The organism is Imperialibacter sp., from assembly GCF_040222385.1.
GTDB lineage: Bacteria > Bacteroidota > Bacteroidia > Cytophagales > Cyclobacteriaceae > Imperialibacter.
The window spans coordinates 1-19,226 of sequence record NZ_JAVKDF010000022.1; the positions used below are offsets into that span (position 1 = coordinate 1).

Here is a 19,226-nt window from a genome sequence, read left to right on the forward strand (position 1 = left end):
ATTTGTATTTAGACACTACAAAATAACAAATCAAAAACCCCGAAAAAAGCTGCAAACAGCCTATTTCGGGGTTTTATTTCTTCACCCCCTTAATATTAGCCATTGATAATCAATAGATTATCATTTTCAAGGGTGCCCTACCTCACCCCTAGAAATCCGAAGGATTTCTTCCCCCTCTCCTGCCAGGAGAGGCGGAAAGTCACTCAGTGACTTGGGGTGAGGTCAATAAACCTCCACCTCAGCCAGCACCGGGCAAGCCTTGCTCTCCGCAATATTCACCCGAATAGCCTCAGTTTCTACAGGCGCATCCAGCTTTAATATCCTCTTGTAACCGATAGTGGTACCCATGGCAACTTGTTTCCAGGCACCATCCACTTTGGCTTCCACAGTAAATGCCTTTACTCTTTGCCCCAGCTTGATGAATTCCTTGAGGGTCACATAACTAACGGTCGTCGATGCAGGCAAGGTAATCTCCACGTTGCCCGTGATTACCTCATCATCCGTTGCCCAGTAGGTATCAGTTTTTCCATCGGTCAGGTTAGCCGCACCATACGCCTCAGCTTCTCCTCTCACCGTCGACGCTGTTGCTTTGGCATCTAATGCCAGATTGGTGCTAAAGGCAGCATCAACCAGCTTTTTCCAGCCTTGCAGGGCGGCCACATCATTTTCATGAATCAAACCCCGGCGATCCGGTGGGATATTGAGCAGCAGGTTGGAGCCACGCCCCACCGACGTCATATAAATCTCGAACAATCTTTCCTGAGTCTTCACGAGGCTGTCTTCTTTCGCATGGTAAAACCAACCCGGCCTGATGCTCACGTCTACTTCGGCCGGAATCCATTGCTGCCCTTCAACGTGGCCCGTGTTCAACAAGTCGGTGATGCCAGCCTGCCCGGCATACAAAGTATCGTTGCTAATGTTGTTCCAGTTGGTTTCCCCTGCGAGTCCTCTTTCGTTGCCCACCCACCGGATACTCGGACCCGCATCGCTAAAGAACAGCACCTTTGGCTCCATCTCCCGCACCATTTCAATCGTAGTTGGCCAGTCGTAATAAGTTTTTCCATCAATGCGGCGCTTTTCGTTGGCTCCACCGTAGTATCCATCGCCGCCGTTGGCTCCGTCAAACCACATCTCAAAGATGGGCCCGTAGTTGGTGAAGATTTCTTCCAGCTGATTCCTGTAGTAAGTCACATAGTCTGGTCGTCCATATTCCGGATGATTTCTGTCCCACGGAGAGAGGTAGATGCCAAATAGCAGCCCTTCTTTTCTGCATGCTTCTGAAAGTTCTTTCACTAAATCCCCATTACCATTTTTATAAGGACTATTTTTGATGGAATGTTCAGTATAGATACTGGGCCAAAGACAAAAGCCGTCGTGATGCTTGGCAGTTAAAATAACCGCCTTTAGCCCCGCATCTTTGATCACTTTTACCCATTGGCTAACATCCAGTCCGTTTGGGTTGAATATGCTTTCCGGCTCATCGCCGAATCCCCATTCCTTATCAGTAAAAGTATTCGTTGTAAAGTGAATAAAGGCATATTGCTCTAGTTCATGCCACTTAAGCTGCTCTTCGCTAGGCACAGGAAAAACAGGCATCGGCGGCACAACTGGTTTGGTTTCGCAGGCAGCCGAAATGATGACAAAGAAGACTGAGATTTTAAGAAAGGAGGATCGGGTCATAAGTCAAATTGTTGAATGTCGAAATATAAGGACTTATGCATTAACAGCAGGCGGGTTTTCGGCAATTCTGTGCAGCTAACCTTTGAACCAACGGGACGATAGTATTGGAATCAATACCCTTTTGGCGCAACAATTTGCCGCCAGACCCGTTAATAATTGTATTAATACGCTAAAAATTATAACTTTTTATAGTTAACACAGTTAACCACGATTGTATGACTTAAAAAGTTCAATCATCAATTAAACCAGCAAATCATGAATTCTACCAAATTAGTTTTTGGATTAATTATTGTCTTGTTCGCCAGCTGCAAAAGCAACAGCTACTATGGTGCCATTACTTACAACGAGGACAAGTTTACAGGTACCAAGGAAGAAATGGCCAACTACCTGGTTGAAGTGCAAAACAAAACCCAGTTTATCAAGAATGCCTCAGTATTCGCCGGAAAAGACTCCAAACTGAGAACAACCTATCTGGCAGCCAATGACGTGGCCTCCCTCATGGGCGATGTGCTGTTCGACTTAAGTGTTGTTTCAACCAAGTCGGGAATGAAACTACCCAGAGCGCTGGACAGTGATGCCGATCGTGACTATCAGTTTATCGAAAAGCAGGCGGGAACGGACAAATTTGATCTCTACTATATCAACGAATCACTCAGATACCTGACCGACCTCGAGAAAATGATGAAAGACTATGCTTCTGATGGCAAAGAGGAGCAGGGTAGGTCGTTCAGTAGTAAGCATTTGACTGAGGTAAATACCTCTATCACGAAGCTTGAAAAGGCCCGGGACGAAGTTAACGCCAGCACGCCAGCCACAAGCAAATAACCTTTAAGGTTTCCACGAAAAATATTATTTTCCCCGAAGGCCGGTATATCAAATCATGGCAAACATTTTGTGTGTGATGATTTCATTAAACCCCTTTAAGGGAAAATGAAAATCAATTGGTATGACTTATTGTTATACCGTAACTTTTGAGCAAAATTAAACAACTGACAAATTATGTTACAACACGTAAACAGGTGGATGAAAACAGGTACCCTAAATGGCCTACTTGTGTTATTGATTGTTTTAGGAGCTTCTTCCTGCAAAAGCAAGAAGAAAATGAGGGAAGTGTCCAACAAAGAGCCTATGGAAAAGGTGGAAAAGGATATTTCTTATGACAATGCGAACAAGGAGATGGAAAACGATGCCAACAAGGCAAAGACTGCCCCTCCGGCTACGCTATCAACTAAATTATCGGGATACTTCGCCGCTATTTCTTCTGCGCCAACTGTCGCTTCGGCCAATAGCAGTATCAATGAAGCGCTGATGTTATTTGCCTCACCGGGCGTTCCTGTTTTTATTATCATTTATGAGTCCTCTTCAGGAGAAGTAGATTACGATGAGCCAACCACAGCTGAGAAATACCTCAACTATTTGAAAGACCAAAAGAAAAACCTGAACAATATCAAGGACATGAAGACCAATGCCTCAGGAAAAATCACAGAACTTGAGCTCATTAAAAGGTAGAGGTACTTTAACCATTTGAAAAAGAAATAACCATGCATAAGATATTCAAATATACGTTCTCAATAATGCTTGTTGCGATGATGGGCACAGCGATAGCCCAAACCGCCGACATCAGCCCCCGCAGAAAGCAGGCGATCGACTCACTGGCACTTGAAAAAGTGAAAGACCTGAGCAAGTACATCAGCATTATTGGTGATAAAAAAACAGCCTATTCAGAGGCCGTAAGGGTAATGGACAGGGCGGAAGAACTATTTGCTCCTGACAGTGAGATGGGGGTGTCTTCCCTTAGCTCCACCGACATCAACTATTATAAAGTAAGAAAGTACTTCGAACGCTTGATGGCACTCAACTACGACAAGGTGTCCATTAAATGGTACGACATTCACTATATCAGTGACCTGGAGCGGCAGCCTGACGGTCGATATGTGGGTGTAATCACGATCTACCAGCGCTTTGAGGGTACTTCGGACGATGGGATGACCTACAAGGATACCACCAAAAAGGACATTACCATCTACGTAGAAAGAAAGAAAACCCAAATTTCTGGTCGCACCATTGAGTTTTGGGACGTGATGCTGGGTGATATCAGGGTAACCGAAACTTCTGCATGATAAGGATGAAGCGGCTGTTCTATGCGCTTCTTCTTTTGTCCTCCATTTTGTCTCCCTGGCAGGTCATCGCTCAGGTGGTAGACGAAATGGGGGACGAAAGCAAACTGTACGCCTCTACGAAACTGGTGAATCAGTTTTTCCGCCGCTTTAATGGCGAGGAAGATGAAAAAGGCGAGCGGTACTACGAAGGCAACAAAAACTTTCACGACCCTGCTATCCGAAGGAGGTACATTGGGATTCTTTTCGACAATCAAAATACGATGATTCCAGCCTCCTTGAAAAAGGAGTTTGCCCAGGAGATGACTGATAAGTCCGGGCAGAAGTTCCTTGACTTTCACTCCGGCAATTGGATGGCTGAAGTGAATGCGCTTTTCACCTATCAGGGGAAAGAGCAGCCTGTGACGTTGTTTATGAAGCTTCAACCACAACGCCTGGGCTACGAATGGGTGATTGAGGAAGTGTATTTTGAGCCTTTCAAAAAGTACTTTCACAAAGACACCACGGCCTCCAAGAAGTTTCTACACCCAATGAGCCATGAGCTGGATTTCATGAACCTGCGCAAGGCTTTCCAGGAAAGTGAAAATCCCGAGTCGTATACACCAGATGAATTTGCACCGAGCTATCTCACGCTTTTTCTTTACGAGATGAAAAGAGGAAATTTAAAGTTCAAAACCGTCAGGGAGGTGAAGTTTCATTTTTTTCAGCTTAACAATTGGTATTTTGAAGTGTCTCAATTCAATCGGTCAGGCTATAACTCAGGCTGGTTGATTTCTAATATTGTAAAAACGTCTGAGGAGAATAAAAAAGCGATCAAGAACTATTTATATGGGAAGAATTAGTCTTCGGTATGCCGTTGTCTTTTTATTAGTTGGGGCGTTCTCTACTACCGGAGTGTTTTCTCAAGCTGTCAATCTTAACCAGGACGACCTGAAAATCTATGAGCAAAAAAGCAAAGACCTTGTGTCTTTTCTTCAGTTTATGCTCAACACGGTCGGCGATCAGAAGACTTCCCCCAGAGACAAAGAGGTAATCATTTCTGAAAGTTACCTGAAGGTGTTCAGAGACGGAAAAGTACAAATAGAAGATGATCTGCTCACAGACAGGCAGGTAGTCATCAACAAAGATGTGCAGGCCTACTTCAAAGACGTTGACTTCTTTTTTAAGCATGTTTCCTTTGAGTTTGAAATACTGAAAGTAGAGCCGCTCAAAAGAGACAATGGACAGTGGTATTTCAAGGTAGAAACCAACCGATTAATAAAAGGAGCGGGAATAGAAGGCGATGCCGTCTCCAACACCCGAAAAAGGTTTATTGAGATCAATCTCGACGCTGAAAAAGACGATCTAAAAATTGCCAGCATTTATACAACTAAGATAAGTCGTGAAAAAGCACTGAGGGCTTGGTGGAACACTCTTTCATATGAATGGATGGCGTTACTACAGCAGACTGTAGCCATAATACCTGCCGATAGCGTGAGCAATGCCCAGTTGGAGACTATAGCTACAATTGACAGTCTTGATATTTCCGACAATCGTTACCTGGCAGACATCAACCCGCTGGAAATGCTGCCTGACCTGGTGTACCTGAAAATGAGCAACACCCGGATAACAGACCTTAGTCCGGTGAGGAGCTTATCGAACCTTCAGCACCTTGACATTTCAAACACTAAGGTGGAGGATATCACCTTTTTGAAGTATTCCGAAAAACTAAACATGTTGGATGCTTCTTTGACACCGGTGTATGACTTAAGCGAGCTGGCTGGTCTTTCTGACCTCCGTGTTTTGCTGCTTAAAGGGATTCCCGCAGCTGACTTTAGCGCCATTGGCTTGCTGACTGAACTTCGTTGGCTCGATGTTTCCCAAACAAGCCTCTCTACCACAGCGTCACTTATCAAACTCAGCAAGCTGGAGGAACTGAATATTTCGTCCACTGCCATTACCTCTTTGGAAGGATTGGAAAACCTCAGCAAGCTGAATGTGCTTCAAGCCAACAATACTTTTGTCTCAAACCTCTCGCCACTTTCCGGGTTGAGTGGACTAAAAGACCTCGTGATCAACGACTGCCCGGTTTCGTCATTGGACGCCCTGCTGGGAATAGCCTCTCTGGAAAAAGTCTATTGCGACAATACCTCTGTCTCAGACAAGCAGGCCGACGACTTTATGAGTAAAAAGAAAAAGACGCTGGTGGTGATGAACAGCCGTCAGCTGGATGCATGGTGGACCGGCTTGACCGGCGAATGGCGCCTGGCACTGATGTCGCTCATGCAGGTGCCAAAGGGGCAGAAACCTACAAAGGAGCAGCTGGTGAAGCTGGTCAATATGGATTCTCTTGTGCTTGTGAACAAGATGCTGTCTAATCTGTTGCCACTGGAACGATTCAAAAAGCTTAATTACTTAGACATCAGCAAGAACCCGATTGATGAGCTTATTTCACTCTCGAGGCTGGGGGATATCAAAGTGCTGAAGGCCAATGATACGCCGATAGAAAATATTGCTGGTTTAAAAGGCATAGTCACACTTGAAAGGATTGAGCTGATTAACACAAAGGTGTACGACCTAGAAGTACTACAGGGTTTGCCACGCCTTCAATACCTAAACCTCGACGACACCTTTGTTTCGAGGGGCTCTGTGGTCAACTTTATACGTACACACCCTGATGCGGTGGTGATTTTTCAAACAAAAGAAGTAATGGCCTGGTGGGAGGCCTTATCAGTAGATTGGCAAACGGTGTTCCGCCAAAATCAAAAGTTGAGCCCAGGCCCCACAAGCGTAGAGTTGCACCGATTGATTGCGCAAACCAGTATTGACGCCGCAGGTTCGTCTGTTAAATCGCTGGCGCCTTTGTATGCCTTTCTGGATATTAAGACACTCAACCTAAGCGGTATTGGCCTTTCATCGCTCACTGAGCTATCACGACTCGACAACCTGGAAGTCCTCAATATCTCCAAGAACCCAGTCTCAAATCTTCTGCCCATCCAGGGTCTTATTCATCTGACAAGACTGGACGTGAGCAACACCGCTGTTGCCGACCTGCGGGAAATAGAATATTTCAGGGAGCTGGAGTCGCTCAACTGCGCTGGCACCCAACTCAAGAACCTTAAGGGCATTGAAAGGTTTGGCAGACTGAAAGAAATTGATTTTTCTAATACGAAAGTGGGGAGGTTAGACCGTTTAGTAGACATAAAGGGTTTGCAATCGCTTACCTGCTTTAATACGAAGGTGTCGGCAAGGGAAATTGAGGACTTCAAGTCTCAGCAGCCTGATTGTAAGGTAACCTTTTATTGAATCAACTTCGGAACTGGCTTTCGTTGTTAACCTATTTTATTTAGCTATGGGATCTAATCGAACGAGGAAGCTGGTTTACGGCTTGCTCACTTTGTCATTTATACTGTTTGTATCTCCTTTCTTTGTCTGGTGGGGAGTGAAGGCGGGATTGTTCGGGGCTATTCCGGATGCTGTCGAAATTCAAAGCATAAGAAACAACCAGGCGTCTGAAATCTATTTCTCCAACGGCGACCTTCTAGGTAAATACTACCTTTACGACAGAACATCGGTTGACTACAACTACCTTCCAACTCACGTGGTCAATGCGCTGATTGCTACAGAGGATGCCCGCTTTTTCGAACACCATGGCATTGACTACAGAAGTCTTTTGCGGGTCTTTTTCAAAACGATCGTTTTGCAGGACAACAGCGCAGGTGGCGGCAGTACCATTACCCAGCAGCTAGCCAAAAATCTCTTCCCACGGCAGGATTTCGGGCTTCTGAGCATCCCGGTTAACAAATTCAGGGAGATGGCCATTGCCGAACAATTGGAGGAAATCTATAGCAAGAATGAAATCATTGCACTGTACCTCAACACTGTGCCCTTTGGTGATCATGTATTTGGTGTGGAAAGCGCTTCGAGGCGGTTCTACAATGCGTCGGTGAATGACTTAACGATAGACCAGGCTGCTGTGCTGATTGGTATGTTGAAAGGCAACTACGCTTACAATCCAAGGGTGTTTCCCGAGAGATCACTGAACAGAAGGAATGTAGTCTTATCGCAGATGAATAAATACGGTTACCTGACCGAACTGGAGCTTCATGCCTACCAGGATTTGCCAATCGAGCTGGACTATACCAAAATGACTCTGCATGAAGGGCCTGCGCCGTATTTCAGAGAGCAGATGCGGATGCAATTGCTGGAATGGTGCAAAAGTCATTTCAAAGCCGATGGGTCACCCTACAATTTGTATACCGATGGACTGAAAATATACACCACGCTGGATGCCGGCATGCAGCAAGCGGCAGAGCTTGCTATGCAAAAGCATATGGCAGCGCTGCAAACCGCCTTCGAAAAGGAGTGGGGAAACAACGCTCCATGGCTAGAGAACAAGTCGCTGATAGAGCATGCAGTTAAGCAAACGCCCATTTATCTTTCTCTCCTGAAAAAAGGACGGACAGAAAAGGAGATATCCGACTCGTTGCATAAGGAAAGAACGATGGAGCTTTTTGAATGGGCTGGAAATAAAGAGGTAAAGGCAAGTGTGTACGACAGTGTGCAGCATTACCTCAAATTTTTACAGGCCGGTTTCGTGGCGATGGATCCGAAAACCGGGGCTGTGAGGGCCTGGGTTGGTGGTATTAACCATCAATACTTTGAATATGACCACGTAAACGTCAACACGAAAAGACAAGTGGGGTCTACATTCAAGCCCTTTGTTTTTGCCAGCGCCCTCGAGAATGGAGTGAAGCCATGCGACTACTTTTCTTCGAAGCAAATTACTTACGAAAACATGGAGAACTGGGCGCCCGAAAATGCCGAAGCGGAGACCCATAACTTCTATACTATGAAAGGCGCTTTGACTCACTCTGTCAACACCGTGTCGGTGAAAGTGCTTGAAGAAACGGGAATAGCGTCAGCAGTAAAGTTGGCCAGGAACCTTAATATCTTGAGCACATTGCCGGAAGTGCCCTCACTGGCGCTAGGCACAGCAGACATTTCGACAATAGAGCTGGCAGGGGCTTACGCAGCTTTCCTCAATCATGGGATATCCGTCGCACCTCAAATGTTGTTAAGAGTGGAGGATGGCGAAGGGAAGGTATTGGAAGAGTTTGTTGCCGACGATCAGGAAGCCGCCATGAGCGAAAACACAAGCAAGATCATGCTGGACATGATGCAGGCAGTGGTAAAAGACGGAACTGGAAAACGACTTCACTCCAGGTACAACCTCTCCAATACGATAGCAGGCAAAACCGGTACTACTCAGTCGAACCGTGACGGGTGGTTTGTGGGAATGCTCCCAAATTTGGTGACAGTCACTTGGGTTGGTGCAAATAATCCTAAAATTTATTTTAAAAGTACTATATTAGGGCAGGGAGCTTCATCAGCTTTGCCTATATTTGCATTCTTCCTGGAAAAACTCAATAAAGACAGTTATTATAATGGCATTACCCGAGAGAGATTCGCTGCTCCTTCGGATGACTTATTGCATTTAGTTGATTGTGATCCGTTTAAAGAAAAGGAAGGATTCATTAAGGGACTGCTTACGAGAAAAGAACAGGAAGTAAGGGACTTTGGTGAGGAGAAAAAGAAGGGCTTTTTATCAAAAATAAAGAGCATTTTTAAAAAGAAGGAAAATTAGTAACCAGTGTTTATTTTAAATGATTAGCTATGAAAGGAATGATTTTACCGGAGATCAGAAGGGGTGGGGTGCTTATCCTTTTGATCGGGCTTAATGCCGGGATGGCATTTGGCAAACAAAGTGATGAAAATGGTACGCTGCAGGCCAAGTACAAAAAAATGGTGGAAGATGCGGAGACTTACGAAAAATACAAAGTGATCGCCACCCAACAGCTCAACAGCTTTTGGGGAGAAGTGGAAGATAGTTTGGTAAGCTATCGCAAGGAAATAGCGGATGTTAAAACTGCCATAGCTAATATCAACTCAACACTGGAAGCCGCTAACGATAGTCTGGCCGTAGTCAATGAGCAACTTCAGGCCAGCGAAGAAGTTAATAGCGAGATAAGTTTTCTTGGTATGTCACTCAATAAGTCCTTCTACAATGTGGTGGTTTGGGGAATTGTAGGGGGGCTGCTGGTTTTGCTGGGCATCATGTATGTTTCATTCAAGAACAGCCATTCCATTACTAACCGAGCCAAGAGAGACCTGGCCCAGGTATCTGATGAACTTGAGGAGCTTCGTCAACGATCCAATGAAAAGCAGGTAAAACTGAAACGTGAATTACAAACAGCTGTGAATCAATTGGACGAAGTTCGAAGAAAGACTCCGGCTGGCAGATAGCCCTTTACTTTGTTGTATGTGGGTGAGACTACCCTGGTTAATCCACCCACTTAGTTAGTTTCTAATACCCAAGAATCCTTTTGCGTTGTTCAAACGCACTGCGGGCATCTTTCGCACTATCTACCCGTAACAAGCTCTAATTTTACTTAGTAAAATACAATAATTTATAAAATTTATCGTATTTTAAGTGATGTACTCAAAACGGGTGCATCGATAAGTTTTTTACCATAAACCAATTAGCTATGAAAAATTACAAGTTGATTTTGTTTGTGGCCGTGCCGATGATTTTGGCTGGCTGCAACAAGGAAAAGGTGGAGAATTTGACGACTGAAAATGTAACGCTCAAGAGCGAGAATGACAGGCTGGAGGAGACGCTCAATAGCTACCTTGAGACTTTCAATGAGATTGAAAGTAACCTGGCGGAGATAAAGGAGCGTGAAGAGAAAATTGGGCTTGCTACCTCGGACGAGGTGGAAAACTCACCCTCAGCTGAGAAGGCAATTGTAGCCGATATAAAGGCAATCAATGCTCTTCTGGCCGATAACAAGGCCCGTATCGCTGAACTACAGGAAAATCTTCAGGGCTCGTCCGTTAAGATGAAGGAATTCAACAAGTTGGTAAATAGCCTTCAGGCACGGGTAGAAGAAAAAAATAAGGAAGTGAACGAGTTGAAAGTTACGCTGGCAGCTTTGAATACTTCTAATAAAGAGCTCTTAGACAACGTGGCAGTACTTTCGATGAAAGTGGACACTCTTAACGGAGTTAAGCTGGAAAATGAGAGCACAATAACTGAACAAAGTGACTTGCTGGCAACTCAGCGGGAGCAGCTCACCACTGGCTACGTAGCAACAGGCACCTATAAGAAACTGAAGGAGGAGCAAGTTGTTACCAAAGAGGGGGGTGTATTAGGATTGGGTAAAGTTGAAAAGCTGAACGCTGATTTTAACAATGCTTCATTTGAACGCATCGACATCACAGCAACAAGCGAAATATTACTTGCCGGTAAAAAAGTTGACATCGTGACAAACCACCCTGGTGACTCTTACAATGTGAGAGAAGACGAGAGCGGCGACTTCTCTACCCTGGTAATAACCAACCCTGAGGAGTTTTGGAAATCTTCAAAGTACCTGGTGGCGGTGGTTAATTGACCCGGTCATCAGTTTTGTTCATCTAAGAGGGATCTTTCGCCGGATCCCTCTGCTTTTTTACACCTTGATGTAGATGTTTCTTTTCTCAAGCCACTTGCCTGCTGCCCAGCAAATCATCATAAACACAAGGGCGAAGGCCAGGGAGTTAATATACGGGGGCAACCAACTGAAAAGGCTCTGGTAGATGACTCGAAAAAGGCTTCTGTCTCCAATTTTGACAACATACATAGTGATGGCCAGGTACTCGGAAAGCAGATAAATGAAAAGGGGATTCTTGCCGAAAGTCTGAAAAAAACTGAATTTGTACGATTTAGCAGAAAACTCGGTCAGGTAGATAATAAAGCCAATAATGATGAAGTCCAATCCGATTGTAAGAACCACAAAAGAGCTTGTCCAGAGCTTCTTGTTGAACGGGAAGACGAAGTTCCACAAATAGGCTACCAGCAATATGCAGGAACCATAAAGCATGACCTTAGCCAATTTTTCGTAGTTGACACCCTCCTTGAGATAAAGCCCCAGGAGGTAGCCACCAATTACGTTGACAATTGAAGGCAGTGTACTAAGTATTCCTTCTGGTTCAAAAGCGACACCCTCGCCGTGGTACATGTGCCCTTCGCCTAGAATCAGGAGATCCAGCGTTTGTCCTGCATTGCCCAGCATAGTGAGGTCGCCAAACCACGACATAATTGCCCAGTAGCCGAGCAACAGCCCTCCGGATACCCAGTACAGCGTTTTGGTGGAAAAGAAATGGATCATCAACGCACCGGCGAAGTAGCAAATGGCGATCCGTTGCAGTACCCCTAGCATTCTCGTGTCGGAAAATGGTATAAACGACCAGGCGCCAGATGCATCCTGTCTGAAAAAAGGAAACCAGTACATGATAAAGCCCAGAAGGAAGATGACAGCGGATCGTTTCAAAAGCTTTAGAAAAACATCCTTGAACTCCCAGCCCTTCCATTTGGGCATCACGAAAGCCAGGGCATTGCCTACAGCAAAAAGGAAGGAAGGAAAAACAAGGTCGGTGGGGGTGAAGCCGTGCCAGTCGGCGTGAAGCAGCAGAGAGAAGGTGCTGGCACCATCGCCAGGTGTGTTCACAATGATCATGAGACAGATCGTCATCCCACGAAAAATATCCAATGCTTCAAATCTTTTCATTTGAGGTAAGGTTAGGTATGTAGCGCTACGTGTTCAATCGCCCCAATTATTTGTTGTTGGCGGCAACATTGTAATATCCCATTTAATATGAGGAAGTCAAAACATAAAATCAACCTTTATGACAATCGGGGGTATTGAGAGAGGTGGGACAGTGCAAGGAAAATGTATTTATTTGTCTTGCCTGGTAGGAATTATGTCTTCTATTCAGGTCACAACAAACGACCGAAGTGATGGAGAGTAGCAAACCCTGGTCAATTATTGACAGCATGCGTTGCACCCATTAAACGACTTTCTGTCGGCTATTGCTGGATTTTCTGACCGCTTATAATTAATTTTTAACTTATTAATAATGAAACAGTTAATAAGTTAAACCAAATTCCTGCGCTATGAAAAAACTACTTACAATCTTCTTTTCAATGCTTTTCTTTATTGCTTCGGCGGAAGAGAAGTCCCTGAAAGCCAATTTTAAGGAGGGCAACCCGAATATCAAGTCGATCAATGCCATGACATTTGGCCCAGAAGGCATCCTTTTTATCGGCGATTCTAAATCAGCATCGATTGTTGCGCTCGACACAAAAGATGCAAAATCTACAGAAGCTCCTGCCAAAATAGAAATGAAAAATGTGGACGTGGCTATTGCGGCTGCGCTGGGAACAACAGCCGATAAAATTTCTATTCAGGACATGGTAGTGAATCCCCTATCTAATATTCCTTATTTCGCAGTTCACAACCAGGATGGGACGCCTGTGTTGCTAAAGCTTGTCGGTGATAAAATTGAGTGGGTTCCCCTCGACAAAGTTTCTTACTCTTCAAGAGGGATCGAAAACGCCTACGCTGAAGATTACAAGGACGACAGAGGTCGGGCGCAACGTGTCTGGACAGTATCCGACATAGAATACAAAAATGGCAAAGTGATGGTGACTGGGTTAAGCAATGCCGAGTTCAGCTCTACTTTCAGAAGCATGGCGTTTCCTTTCGGGAAAAGCCAGGACGATGCATCACTGGAAATATACCACGCTGCACACGGCCGCTTTGAGACTTACGCACCAGTTAAAACCTTTACGACAGGCACGATTAACGGCAAAGACTATCTGGTAGCTAGCTACACATGTACGCCGCTGGTGCTTTTTCCGATGGATGAACTGAAAGGTGGTAAACACATCAAAGGCCGCACTGTAGCCGAATTTGGTGCCGGCAATACGCCTCTCGATATGGTAGTGATTGATAAAGGCGGTGAAAGCTTTCTTTTGATGGCCAATAGTAATCGTTCGGTAATGAAAGTGAGATTTTCTGACATTGCCGGATTTGAGGGCGGCCTGACCGAGCCGATTGAGGAGCCTGGTAAAACGGGTGGTGTGAATTTCATAGCTCTTCCTATGGTAAATGTTGTGCAGCTGGATAAATTAGGAGACAAGAACTTTGTGATGCTGAAAAGAGAAGCCAATGGCGATCTCAACCTTATCACTGGCAATGATTTTTGGCTGTAAATAGACCATTACTTGAAGAAACTCTACTTAACACCCCTGCTGGTTTTAAGTTGCTTTGTGGCTACTGCTCAACTTTCTCCTGAGTTCATTTTGGAGGAGGGAAAGGCAGTAGCCATTCAGTTTACTTACACTGGCGACCTAAAAAGACTTTCAGTTGGATTCCAGAATAACCCCAAGCCCATTTTTGGACATTTTCTTACCGAAGAAGACAAAACTATTTTCAGAGCGGCTATTCCTTTTGCTGAAGGGCAGGAGTATGTGATCAGGGAAGGGGAGAAATTGCTTGCTCAATTCCGTTTGGAGGGCAACAACGAGCCGCCCCCCATGGTACTGGCCGTTTATCCAAGCTCAAATACTGTTCCCGCCAACCAACTTAAGATGTATGTCAAATTTGATCAGCCCATGAGGGCAGACGGCGTCTACGAGTACATCTATGTGGCAGACGAAAATGGGCGGAGGTTGCCTGGAGTCATCTTGCCATTGCAACCACCTCTTTGGAATGCGGAAAATACCACACTTACGCTTTGGTTTGATCCGGGGAAAATAAAACGGGACTTGCAGCCCAATCAAATGCATGGTACGCCGATACAATCCGGCAAGCGATACTCAGTAGTGATCGAAGGAGCCTTTAGTAGCCAAAAAGGAGATCAGCTGGGTCAGCAGTTTATCCGTCCATTTTCCACCGGCGATGAGGACAGGGTGAAGCCCAGCCTTGAGCGTTGGACACTGGTGGCCCCAGCTCCAGGAGGTAGGGATGCTCTCAGTGTTAAATTCGGTGAGCCGATGGATCTTGGCTCATTGGATGGAAAATTTATTGTTAAGACCGAAAGTGGCAACGGGCAAATAGTTGATGGCGTTTTTGAAATCATATCTGGAGAAACCGGCCTGACTTTTAAGCCAGCTAAGCCCTGGTTGGCAGGTTCCTATGTGCTGGTTGTTAACCCAGCCATTGAGGACCTGGCAGGCAACAACCTCCAACGACTTTTTGATGAAGATACAACCGCTGAGAACCCGGATCTGGCGAAGCAGGATTGGCAACTAAAATTCATCATAAGGTAAAGCACTTTTTCTGACCAGATCAATCAAAATTCTATAAATTGGAGGTTCAATTCAATCCATCTCATTATGCTCAAAAAAATACTAATTGGAGTCGGTGTGCTTGCGGTAGTGGCCGTAGCGACGATGTTTTATATGATGAATCGTGGCAGAACGCTAAGCCCTCCCGGTAGTGCCGAACTATCCAATGGCGGGGTAAAAGTCTCTTTGACTTACAGCCGACCCTCTGTTCGTGATCGGGTAATTTTTGGAACAGAGGAGGAGGGGGCGCTGCAACCTTATGGGGTTTACTGGAGGCTGGGAGCCAATGAGTCGACAGAGGTGACAGTTGATAGGGACGTAAGTATTAATGGAAAGCCTCTTAAAAAGGGGACGTATAAGGTTTACGCAGTTCCTGGACCGGATACCTTTGAGGTAATTTTTAATACCGAATTGGGAAACTGGGGCTATTCTGAGGCTGATCATAAACTAGATGTTCTTACCACAACGGTGCCGGTGGTGAAAGATGGAAGTGTCACGGAACAACATACAATCACACTATCTCCGGCTGATGGTGGGGTAGATATCAACGTAGCATTTGAAAAAGTAAAGTTCACCATTCCCATCAAGGCTAAATAATAGTAAGATGACTGCCTACATTTTGGTGAAGTACCTACACTACCTGGGTATTCTGGCTGTATTCAGCAGCTTGGTTGGGGAGCACCTGCTCCTGGAAGATAAGCTTTCCCGCAAGGCCATACAAAGGCTGTCAATGGTCGATGCCGTGTACGGTATTGGCGCTCTGCTGGTAATGGGAGCCGGATTCACCTTGTGGTTTGGTGTTGGCAAGCCTGCTGAGTTCTATAGCAATGGCTGGATCATTTATGCCAAGCTCATTCTGTTTGGTGTAGTTGGAGCCATTTCCCTGATTCCCACTTTTTACTTTTTGAAAGAAAGGAAGGGTGATCCAGAAGAAGTGATTGATATTCCAAAAAGGATGAAAATGATTCTGCGAATCGAGCTGAGTCTTGTGCTTATTATTCCGTTGCTCGGGGCCATGATGGCGATGGGAGTGGGGGCAAGTTGATTTTTTAATCTTAATAGAGTTCGATTAATGGGTTACTAAAATTTGAATTCAGCTATTAACTATATACTTGACTTTTTTTGGGTGTTTTTTGAGTGAATTTGTGTTTTTGAAAGGCTGATTTTTCTTTTATCTCACCTCGTCTTCATCAAAAATGAAAAGAATTTTACTATTTGTAGGGACTGTTTTTTCCCTCAGCGCAGCTTCATCCCAAACGCTCCCATTTAAAGATTTTTATTTTGCATCCCCGATGTTGATTAATCCAGCGATGGCGGGTGAACGGATCGATCCTACCTTCACGTTGATTTCAAATATCCCAACCAGTGGTATTGATGGGGCACCCTCAAGTGTTACATTTTCATATGACCAGCGTATTGAAAAAATTAACAGTGGATTTGGAGCAATGTTCAATAGGGAAACCATAGGTGTACATACTGAAATGAAGCAAGCTTTAATGTACAATTACCGCTGGAAAATGAGAAGCGGAAACGGATTGGCTTTGGGAGGTTCCCTATTCTACAAATCCTGGAGGAGTGACTGGGATAAATTGTTTTCTTCAGGCGGCAGTGTGTTGAGCGGCGTTGAAAGAGCCGAATCATTAGGTTATGACCTTGGGGTGGGCTATTCTTTTGTCAGAGGGGCCAGGGTGGGATTAAGTGTTATCAACGATCCGATTACATATTACACAATAGACAATTCAAACAGTTTATCTGCTATTGAGGGGAGAACCAAAGTAGTTGCGTTTTTACAGCAGAATTTCAGGATAAATAACTGGCTGAAGTTGACGCCATCGGCACTTTATGCTCTCCCGGGAGAGCTTCCGGCAATATTGAATTTGAATGCAACGGCCTACATTGGCAAATGGGTGTTTGTTGGTGCACAATATTCAAACAATAATAGTCATAATAACACATCAAATATTTTTGCTGGCGTCTGCTACAGCGATGTCATACAGATTGGTGTGAAGGTATTCGAAAAGCAATCTCCCCAAGCATATGGCTATCGTTCGGCTGCGTTCATGCTACAGGTAAGTCCGAAAAGGAAGAGTACCACCGCTATGTAACGCTGATTGTGCAACAATTGGCGACTTGATTGAGGGGCGGTTAGAATCGTGCTTTCAAACCGACCGGATGCCGTTGAAGATTAATGTATCCACAGGTAGATGGATGAAGCAACGGAATAGTGCAGAACATAGTATCGTACACAGTATTCCTTAACCCCAGGCAGCTGACCTGGATAATAATAATGGAGCCAATTCGCCAAACATGGGCTCCTTTATTGTTTTTAGTACAAAACCCTGAACCTGATCGTCCCCTCAATAGCCTTAAGGTCGGTCAGCACTTCTTTATCATACTTCTTGTTGATGTCGGCGATGACGTAGCCCGTCAACTCATTGGTTTTCAAATACTGCCCAACAACGTTGATTTCATGCTTGGCAAACACCTGGTTGATTTTGGCCATAATGCCAGGTATGTTCTCATGAATATGCAACAACCTGTGAGCCTCCTTGAGCAATGGTAATGTCACATTAGGGAAGTTGACACTGCCGCTGGTGGAGCCAGTGTTCACATACTCAATCATTTTGTTGGGCACGTAGGTAGCGATGTTTTCCTGAGCTTCCAGCGTGCTGCCGCCAATATGCGGAGTGAGGATGGTGTTAGGTAACCCTCTCAACTCACTGGTAAACTCTTCGTTGTTGCTGATGGGCTCATGCGGAAATACATCCACTGAACAACCACTCACTTTTTTTGATACAATGGCATCTTTCAACGCTTTGATGTCAACGATATGACCACGGCTCAGGTTCATGAAGATCACACCATCTTTCATTTTCTTGAACTCAGCAGCGCCAATGATGTTTTTGTTGGTTTTTCTTCCATCCACGTGAAGACTAAGAACGTCGGAAATAGCCAGCAGCTCGTCCAGCGTATTGCATTTGGTGGCATTACCCAGCGCCAGCTTTTCTTCCACGTCAAAGAAATGCACCTTCATGCCCATCGATTCAGCTAAGACAGAAAGCTGAGAGCCTATATTGCCGTAACCGATAATGCCCAGGTTTTTGCCTCTGATTTCGAAGCTGTTGTTGGCCGACTTGTTCCATACGCCGTCATGCATTTTTGCAATTTTATCGGGCAGGTTACGGATCAAAAGGATCATTTCACCAATGGCCAGCTCCACTACCGAACGTGTATTACTGAACGGTGCATTGAATACTGCTACGCCTTTCTTTTCTGCTGTTTCCAGGTCGATCTGGTTGGTGCCAATGCAAAAGGCGCCAATGGAAATAAGCCTTTGTGCACTTTCAAGTACCTTTTTGGTCACTTGAGTTTTAGACCTGATACCAAGAATAGAAACATCTTTGATGCGCTCGATGAGCTCATCCTCATCGAGGCCGGCTGCGTGAACCTCTACCTGATAGCCTTCTTCTTTGAGTATTTCTATGGCTCTCGGATGGATGTTCTCCAGCAAAAGTACTTTGATTCGATTCTTAGGGTAGGAAAGGGTGGTGTTCATCTTGTTCATGTACAAAAATTCGTCGAAGGATGGTGTTATATGGTCTGCTTTATCAGTTACTTTTTTTCTGGATACATTTTCGGTGAAGGCATAGAATTTCTTAGCAAAGCCTGCCGCCTTTATTTCATAGTCGGTATAACCATCGCCAATAACATACACCTCGCCATCAAGGTTCAGCGATTTAATAAGGGCTGGCTTTCCGTTGCTTTTCGATAAGATATTGTCTTCGTCAAAGCCTATGATATTTCCTTTGTCGTCAAAACGGAACTCGTTGGCAAAAACGTTTTCAGCCTTTACCCCATGAGGAGTTACAATAGGGACTATGAACTCTTTGAAGCCATTACTGATGATGAAAATATTGTCGCTGTAGGTTTCAAAAAAATCTTTGTTACGCTTTACCGACTTGGTAATGAGTTTGTTCAGCCTTTCGATAAGTGGCGGCAGGTGGTTTTTATGTGCTTGCAGAAGATCGAGCCTGCGTTTCAGCGATTCCCTGAAGTCGATGCTGCCTTCCATCCCTAAATCTGTGATGTCTTTTATTTTTTGCAGTACTTCTTCTTTTTCGGGTCGGCCTTCCAAAGATACCTCACATAACACGTCCAGGGCTTCAACTTTTGTAAAGGTGCTGTCAAAGTCAACGACGAAGAATTTCCTTTCTTCCATTTATGGCTTGTTTTAAGCGCACTAAGTTAAGTATATTCTCGACTGAAGAATGAACACG

The 19,226-nt window shown here is 44.9% G+C and carries 16 protein-coding genes; 13 read left to right on the top strand and 3 right to left on the bottom strand.

Annotated features, from left to right (window positions below; genetic code table 11):
- Positions 1–222: 222 nt before the first annotated feature.
- The gene (locus tag RIG68_RS07745) at positions 223–1,680 is read right to left on the bottom strand and encodes an alpha-L-fucosidase (RefSeq protein WP_350120733.1); all 1,458 of its coding nucleotides are present in this window, start codon (positions 1,678–1,680) and stop codon (positions 223–225) included.
- A 255-nt stretch (positions 1,681–1,935) separates the two neighbouring features.
- Between RIG68_RS07745 and RIG68_RS07750 the strand changes: the two genes are divergently transcribed.
- The 8 genes from RIG68_RS07750 (at position 1,936) to RIG68_RS07785 (ending at position 11,230) form a co-directional block, all read left to right on the top strand.
- Positions 1,936–2,505, top strand: coding sequence for a hypothetical protein (locus RIG68_RS07750; protein ID WP_350120735.1), 570 nt, complete (start codon positions 1,936–1,938; stop codon positions 2,503–2,505).
- 174 nt (positions 2,506–2,679) lie between these two features.
- Complete coding sequence (locus RIG68_RS07755) at positions 2,680–3,189, top strand: nucleoid-structuring protein H-NS (RefSeq protein ID WP_350120738.1); 510 nt, start codon at positions 2,680–2,682, stop codon at positions 3,187–3,189.
- A gap of 65 nt (positions 3,190–3,254) precedes the next feature.
- Positions 3,255–3,800, top strand: coding sequence for a hypothetical protein (locus tag RIG68_RS07760; protein ID WP_350121818.1), 546 nt, complete (start codon positions 3,255–3,257; stop codon positions 3,798–3,800).
- The gene (locus RIG68_RS07765; RefSeq protein WP_350120741.1) at positions 3,797–4,639 is read left to right on the top strand and encodes a hypothetical protein; all 843 of its coding nucleotides are present in this window, start codon (positions 3,797–3,799) and stop codon (positions 4,637–4,639) included. Before RIG68_RS07760 ends, RIG68_RS07765 begins: the two co-directional genes overlap by 4 nt.
- Positions 4,626–7,082 (top strand): leucine-rich repeat domain-containing protein, encoded by a 2,457-nt coding sequence (locus tag RIG68_RS07770; protein ID WP_350120743.1) that lies wholly within the window; start codon positions 4,626–4,628, stop codon positions 7,080–7,082. The genes RIG68_RS07765 and RIG68_RS07770 overlap by 14 nt, the downstream gene beginning before the upstream one ends.
- A 46-nt stretch (positions 7,083–7,128) precedes the next feature.
- Positions 7,129–9,423: a transglycosylase domain-containing protein gene (locus tag RIG68_RS07775; RefSeq protein WP_350120745.1), complete on the top strand. Its 2,295-nt coding sequence runs from the start codon at positions 7,129–7,131 to the stop codon at positions 9,421–9,423.
- 29 nt (positions 9,424–9,452) lie between these two features.
- On the top strand, positions 9,453–10,082 hold the full coding sequence (locus RIG68_RS07780; RefSeq protein WP_151998629.1) for a hypothetical protein: 630 nt from the start codon (positions 9,453–9,455) through the stop codon (positions 10,080–10,082).
- A 242-nt stretch (positions 10,083–10,324) separates the two neighbouring features.
- A complete protein-coding gene (locus RIG68_RS07785; RefSeq protein ID WP_350120748.1) occupies positions 10,325–11,230 on the top strand; it encodes a Cbp1 family collagen-binding glycoprotein adhesin in 906 nt (301 codons plus the stop codon).
- Between the two features lie 57 nt (positions 11,231–11,287).
- Here the strand turns inward: RIG68_RS07785 and RIG68_RS07790 are convergent, their stop codons facing one another.
- Positions 11,288–12,385, bottom strand: coding sequence for an acyltransferase family protein (locus RIG68_RS07790; protein ID WP_350120751.1), 1,098 nt, complete (start codon positions 12,383–12,385; stop codon positions 11,288–11,290).
- A 386-nt stretch (positions 12,386–12,771) separates the two neighbouring features.
- Here RIG68_RS07790 and RIG68_RS07795 point away from each other — a divergent pair, with 386 nt between their 5' ends.
- The 5 genes from RIG68_RS07795 to RIG68_RS07815 all read left to right on the top strand — a co-directional run bounded on the left by RIG68_RS07795 (position 12,772) and on the right by RIG68_RS07815 (position 17,054).
- On the top strand, positions 12,772–13,872 hold the full coding sequence (locus RIG68_RS07795) for a hypothetical protein (RefSeq protein ID WP_350120754.1): 1,101 nt from the start codon (positions 12,772–12,774) through the stop codon (positions 13,870–13,872).
- A 12-nt stretch (positions 13,873–13,884) separates the two neighbouring features.
- Entirely contained in the window at positions 13,885–14,931 is a 1,047-nt protein-coding gene (locus tag RIG68_RS07800) for an Ig-like domain-containing domain (RefSeq protein ID WP_350120756.1), read from the top strand.
- Positions 14,932–14,997: 66 nt separating this feature from the next.
- Entirely contained in the window at positions 14,998–15,546 is a 549-nt protein-coding gene (locus tag RIG68_RS07805; RefSeq protein ID WP_350120758.1) for a DUF2911 domain-containing protein, read from the top strand.
- Between the two features lie 7 nt (positions 15,547–15,553).
- Complete coding sequence (locus RIG68_RS07810; RefSeq protein ID WP_350120761.1) at positions 15,554–15,994, top strand: DUF2214 family protein; 441 nt, start codon at positions 15,554–15,556, stop codon at positions 15,992–15,994.
- Between the two features lie 151 nt (positions 15,995–16,145).
- Complete coding sequence (locus RIG68_RS07815) at positions 16,146–17,054, top strand: PorP/SprF family type IX secretion system membrane protein (RefSeq protein WP_350120763.1); 909 nt, start codon at positions 16,146–16,148, stop codon at positions 17,052–17,054.
- A gap of 221 nt (positions 17,055–17,275) precedes the next feature.
- On the opposite strand, the gene serA is transcribed toward RIG68_RS07815, so the two are convergent.
- Positions 17,276–19,168 (bottom strand): phosphoglycerate dehydrogenase, encoded by a 1,893-nt coding sequence (gene serA, locus RIG68_RS07820; RefSeq protein WP_350120766.1) that lies wholly within the window; start codon positions 19,166–19,168, stop codon positions 17,276–17,278.
- Positions 19,169–19,226: the final 58 nt, after the last annotated feature.

Bases quoted from the DNA above. Each gene is read 5' to 3' on its own strand.
- RIG68_RS07760 (WP_350121818.1), top strand. From the start codon at position 3,255: ATGCTTGTTGCGATGATGGGCACAGCGATAGCCCAAACCGCCGACATC.
- RIG68_RS07765 (WP_350120741.1), top strand. From the start codon at position 3,797: ATGATAAGGATGAAGCGGCTGTTCTATGCGCTTCTTCTTTTGTCCTCC.
- RIG68_RS07815 (WP_350120763.1), top strand. From the start codon at position 16,146: ATGAAAAGAATTTTACTATTTGTAGGGACTGTTTTTTCCCTCAGCGCA.
- serA (WP_350120766.1), bottom strand. From the start codon at position 19,168: ATGGAAGAAAGGAAATTCTTCGTCGTTGACTTTGACAGCACCTTTACA.
- RIG68_RS07775 (WP_350120745.1), top strand. From the start codon at position 7,129: ATGGGATCTAATCGAACGAGGAAGCTGGTTTACGGCTTGCTCACTTTG.
- RIG68_RS07790 (WP_350120751.1), bottom strand. From the start codon at position 12,385: ATGAAAAGATTTGAAGCATTGGATATTTTTCGTGGGATGACGATCTGT.
- RIG68_RS07750 (WP_350120735.1), top strand. From the start codon at position 1,936: ATGAATTCTACCAAATTAGTTTTTGGATTAATTATTGTCTTGTTCGCC.
- RIG68_RS07805 (WP_350120758.1), top strand. From the start codon at position 14,998: ATGCTCAAAAAAATACTAATTGGAGTCGGTGTGCTTGCGGTAGTGGCC.
- RIG68_RS07755 (WP_350120738.1), top strand. From the start codon at position 2,680: ATGTTACAACACGTAAACAGGTGGATGAAAACAGGTACCCTAAATGGC.
- RIG68_RS07810 (WP_350120761.1), top strand. From the start codon at position 15,554: ATGACTGCCTACATTTTGGTGAAGTACCTACACTACCTGGGTATTCTG.
- RIG68_RS07795 (WP_350120754.1), top strand. From the start codon at position 12,772: ATGAAAAAACTACTTACAATCTTCTTTTCAATGCTTTTCTTTATTGCT.
- RIG68_RS07745 (WP_350120733.1), bottom strand. From the start codon at position 1,680: ATGACCCGATCCTCCTTTCTTAAAATCTCAGTCTTCTTTGTCATCATT.
- RIG68_RS07785 (WP_350120748.1), top strand. From the start codon at position 10,325: ATGAAAAATTACAAGTTGATTTTGTTTGTGGCCGTGCCGATGATTTTG.
- RIG68_RS07780 (WP_151998629.1), top strand. From the start codon at position 9,453: ATGAAAGGAATGATTTTACCGGAGATCAGAAGGGGTGGGGTGCTTATC.
- RIG68_RS07770 (WP_350120743.1), top strand. From the start codon at position 4,626: ATGGGAAGAATTAGTCTTCGGTATGCCGTTGTCTTTTTATTAGTTGGG.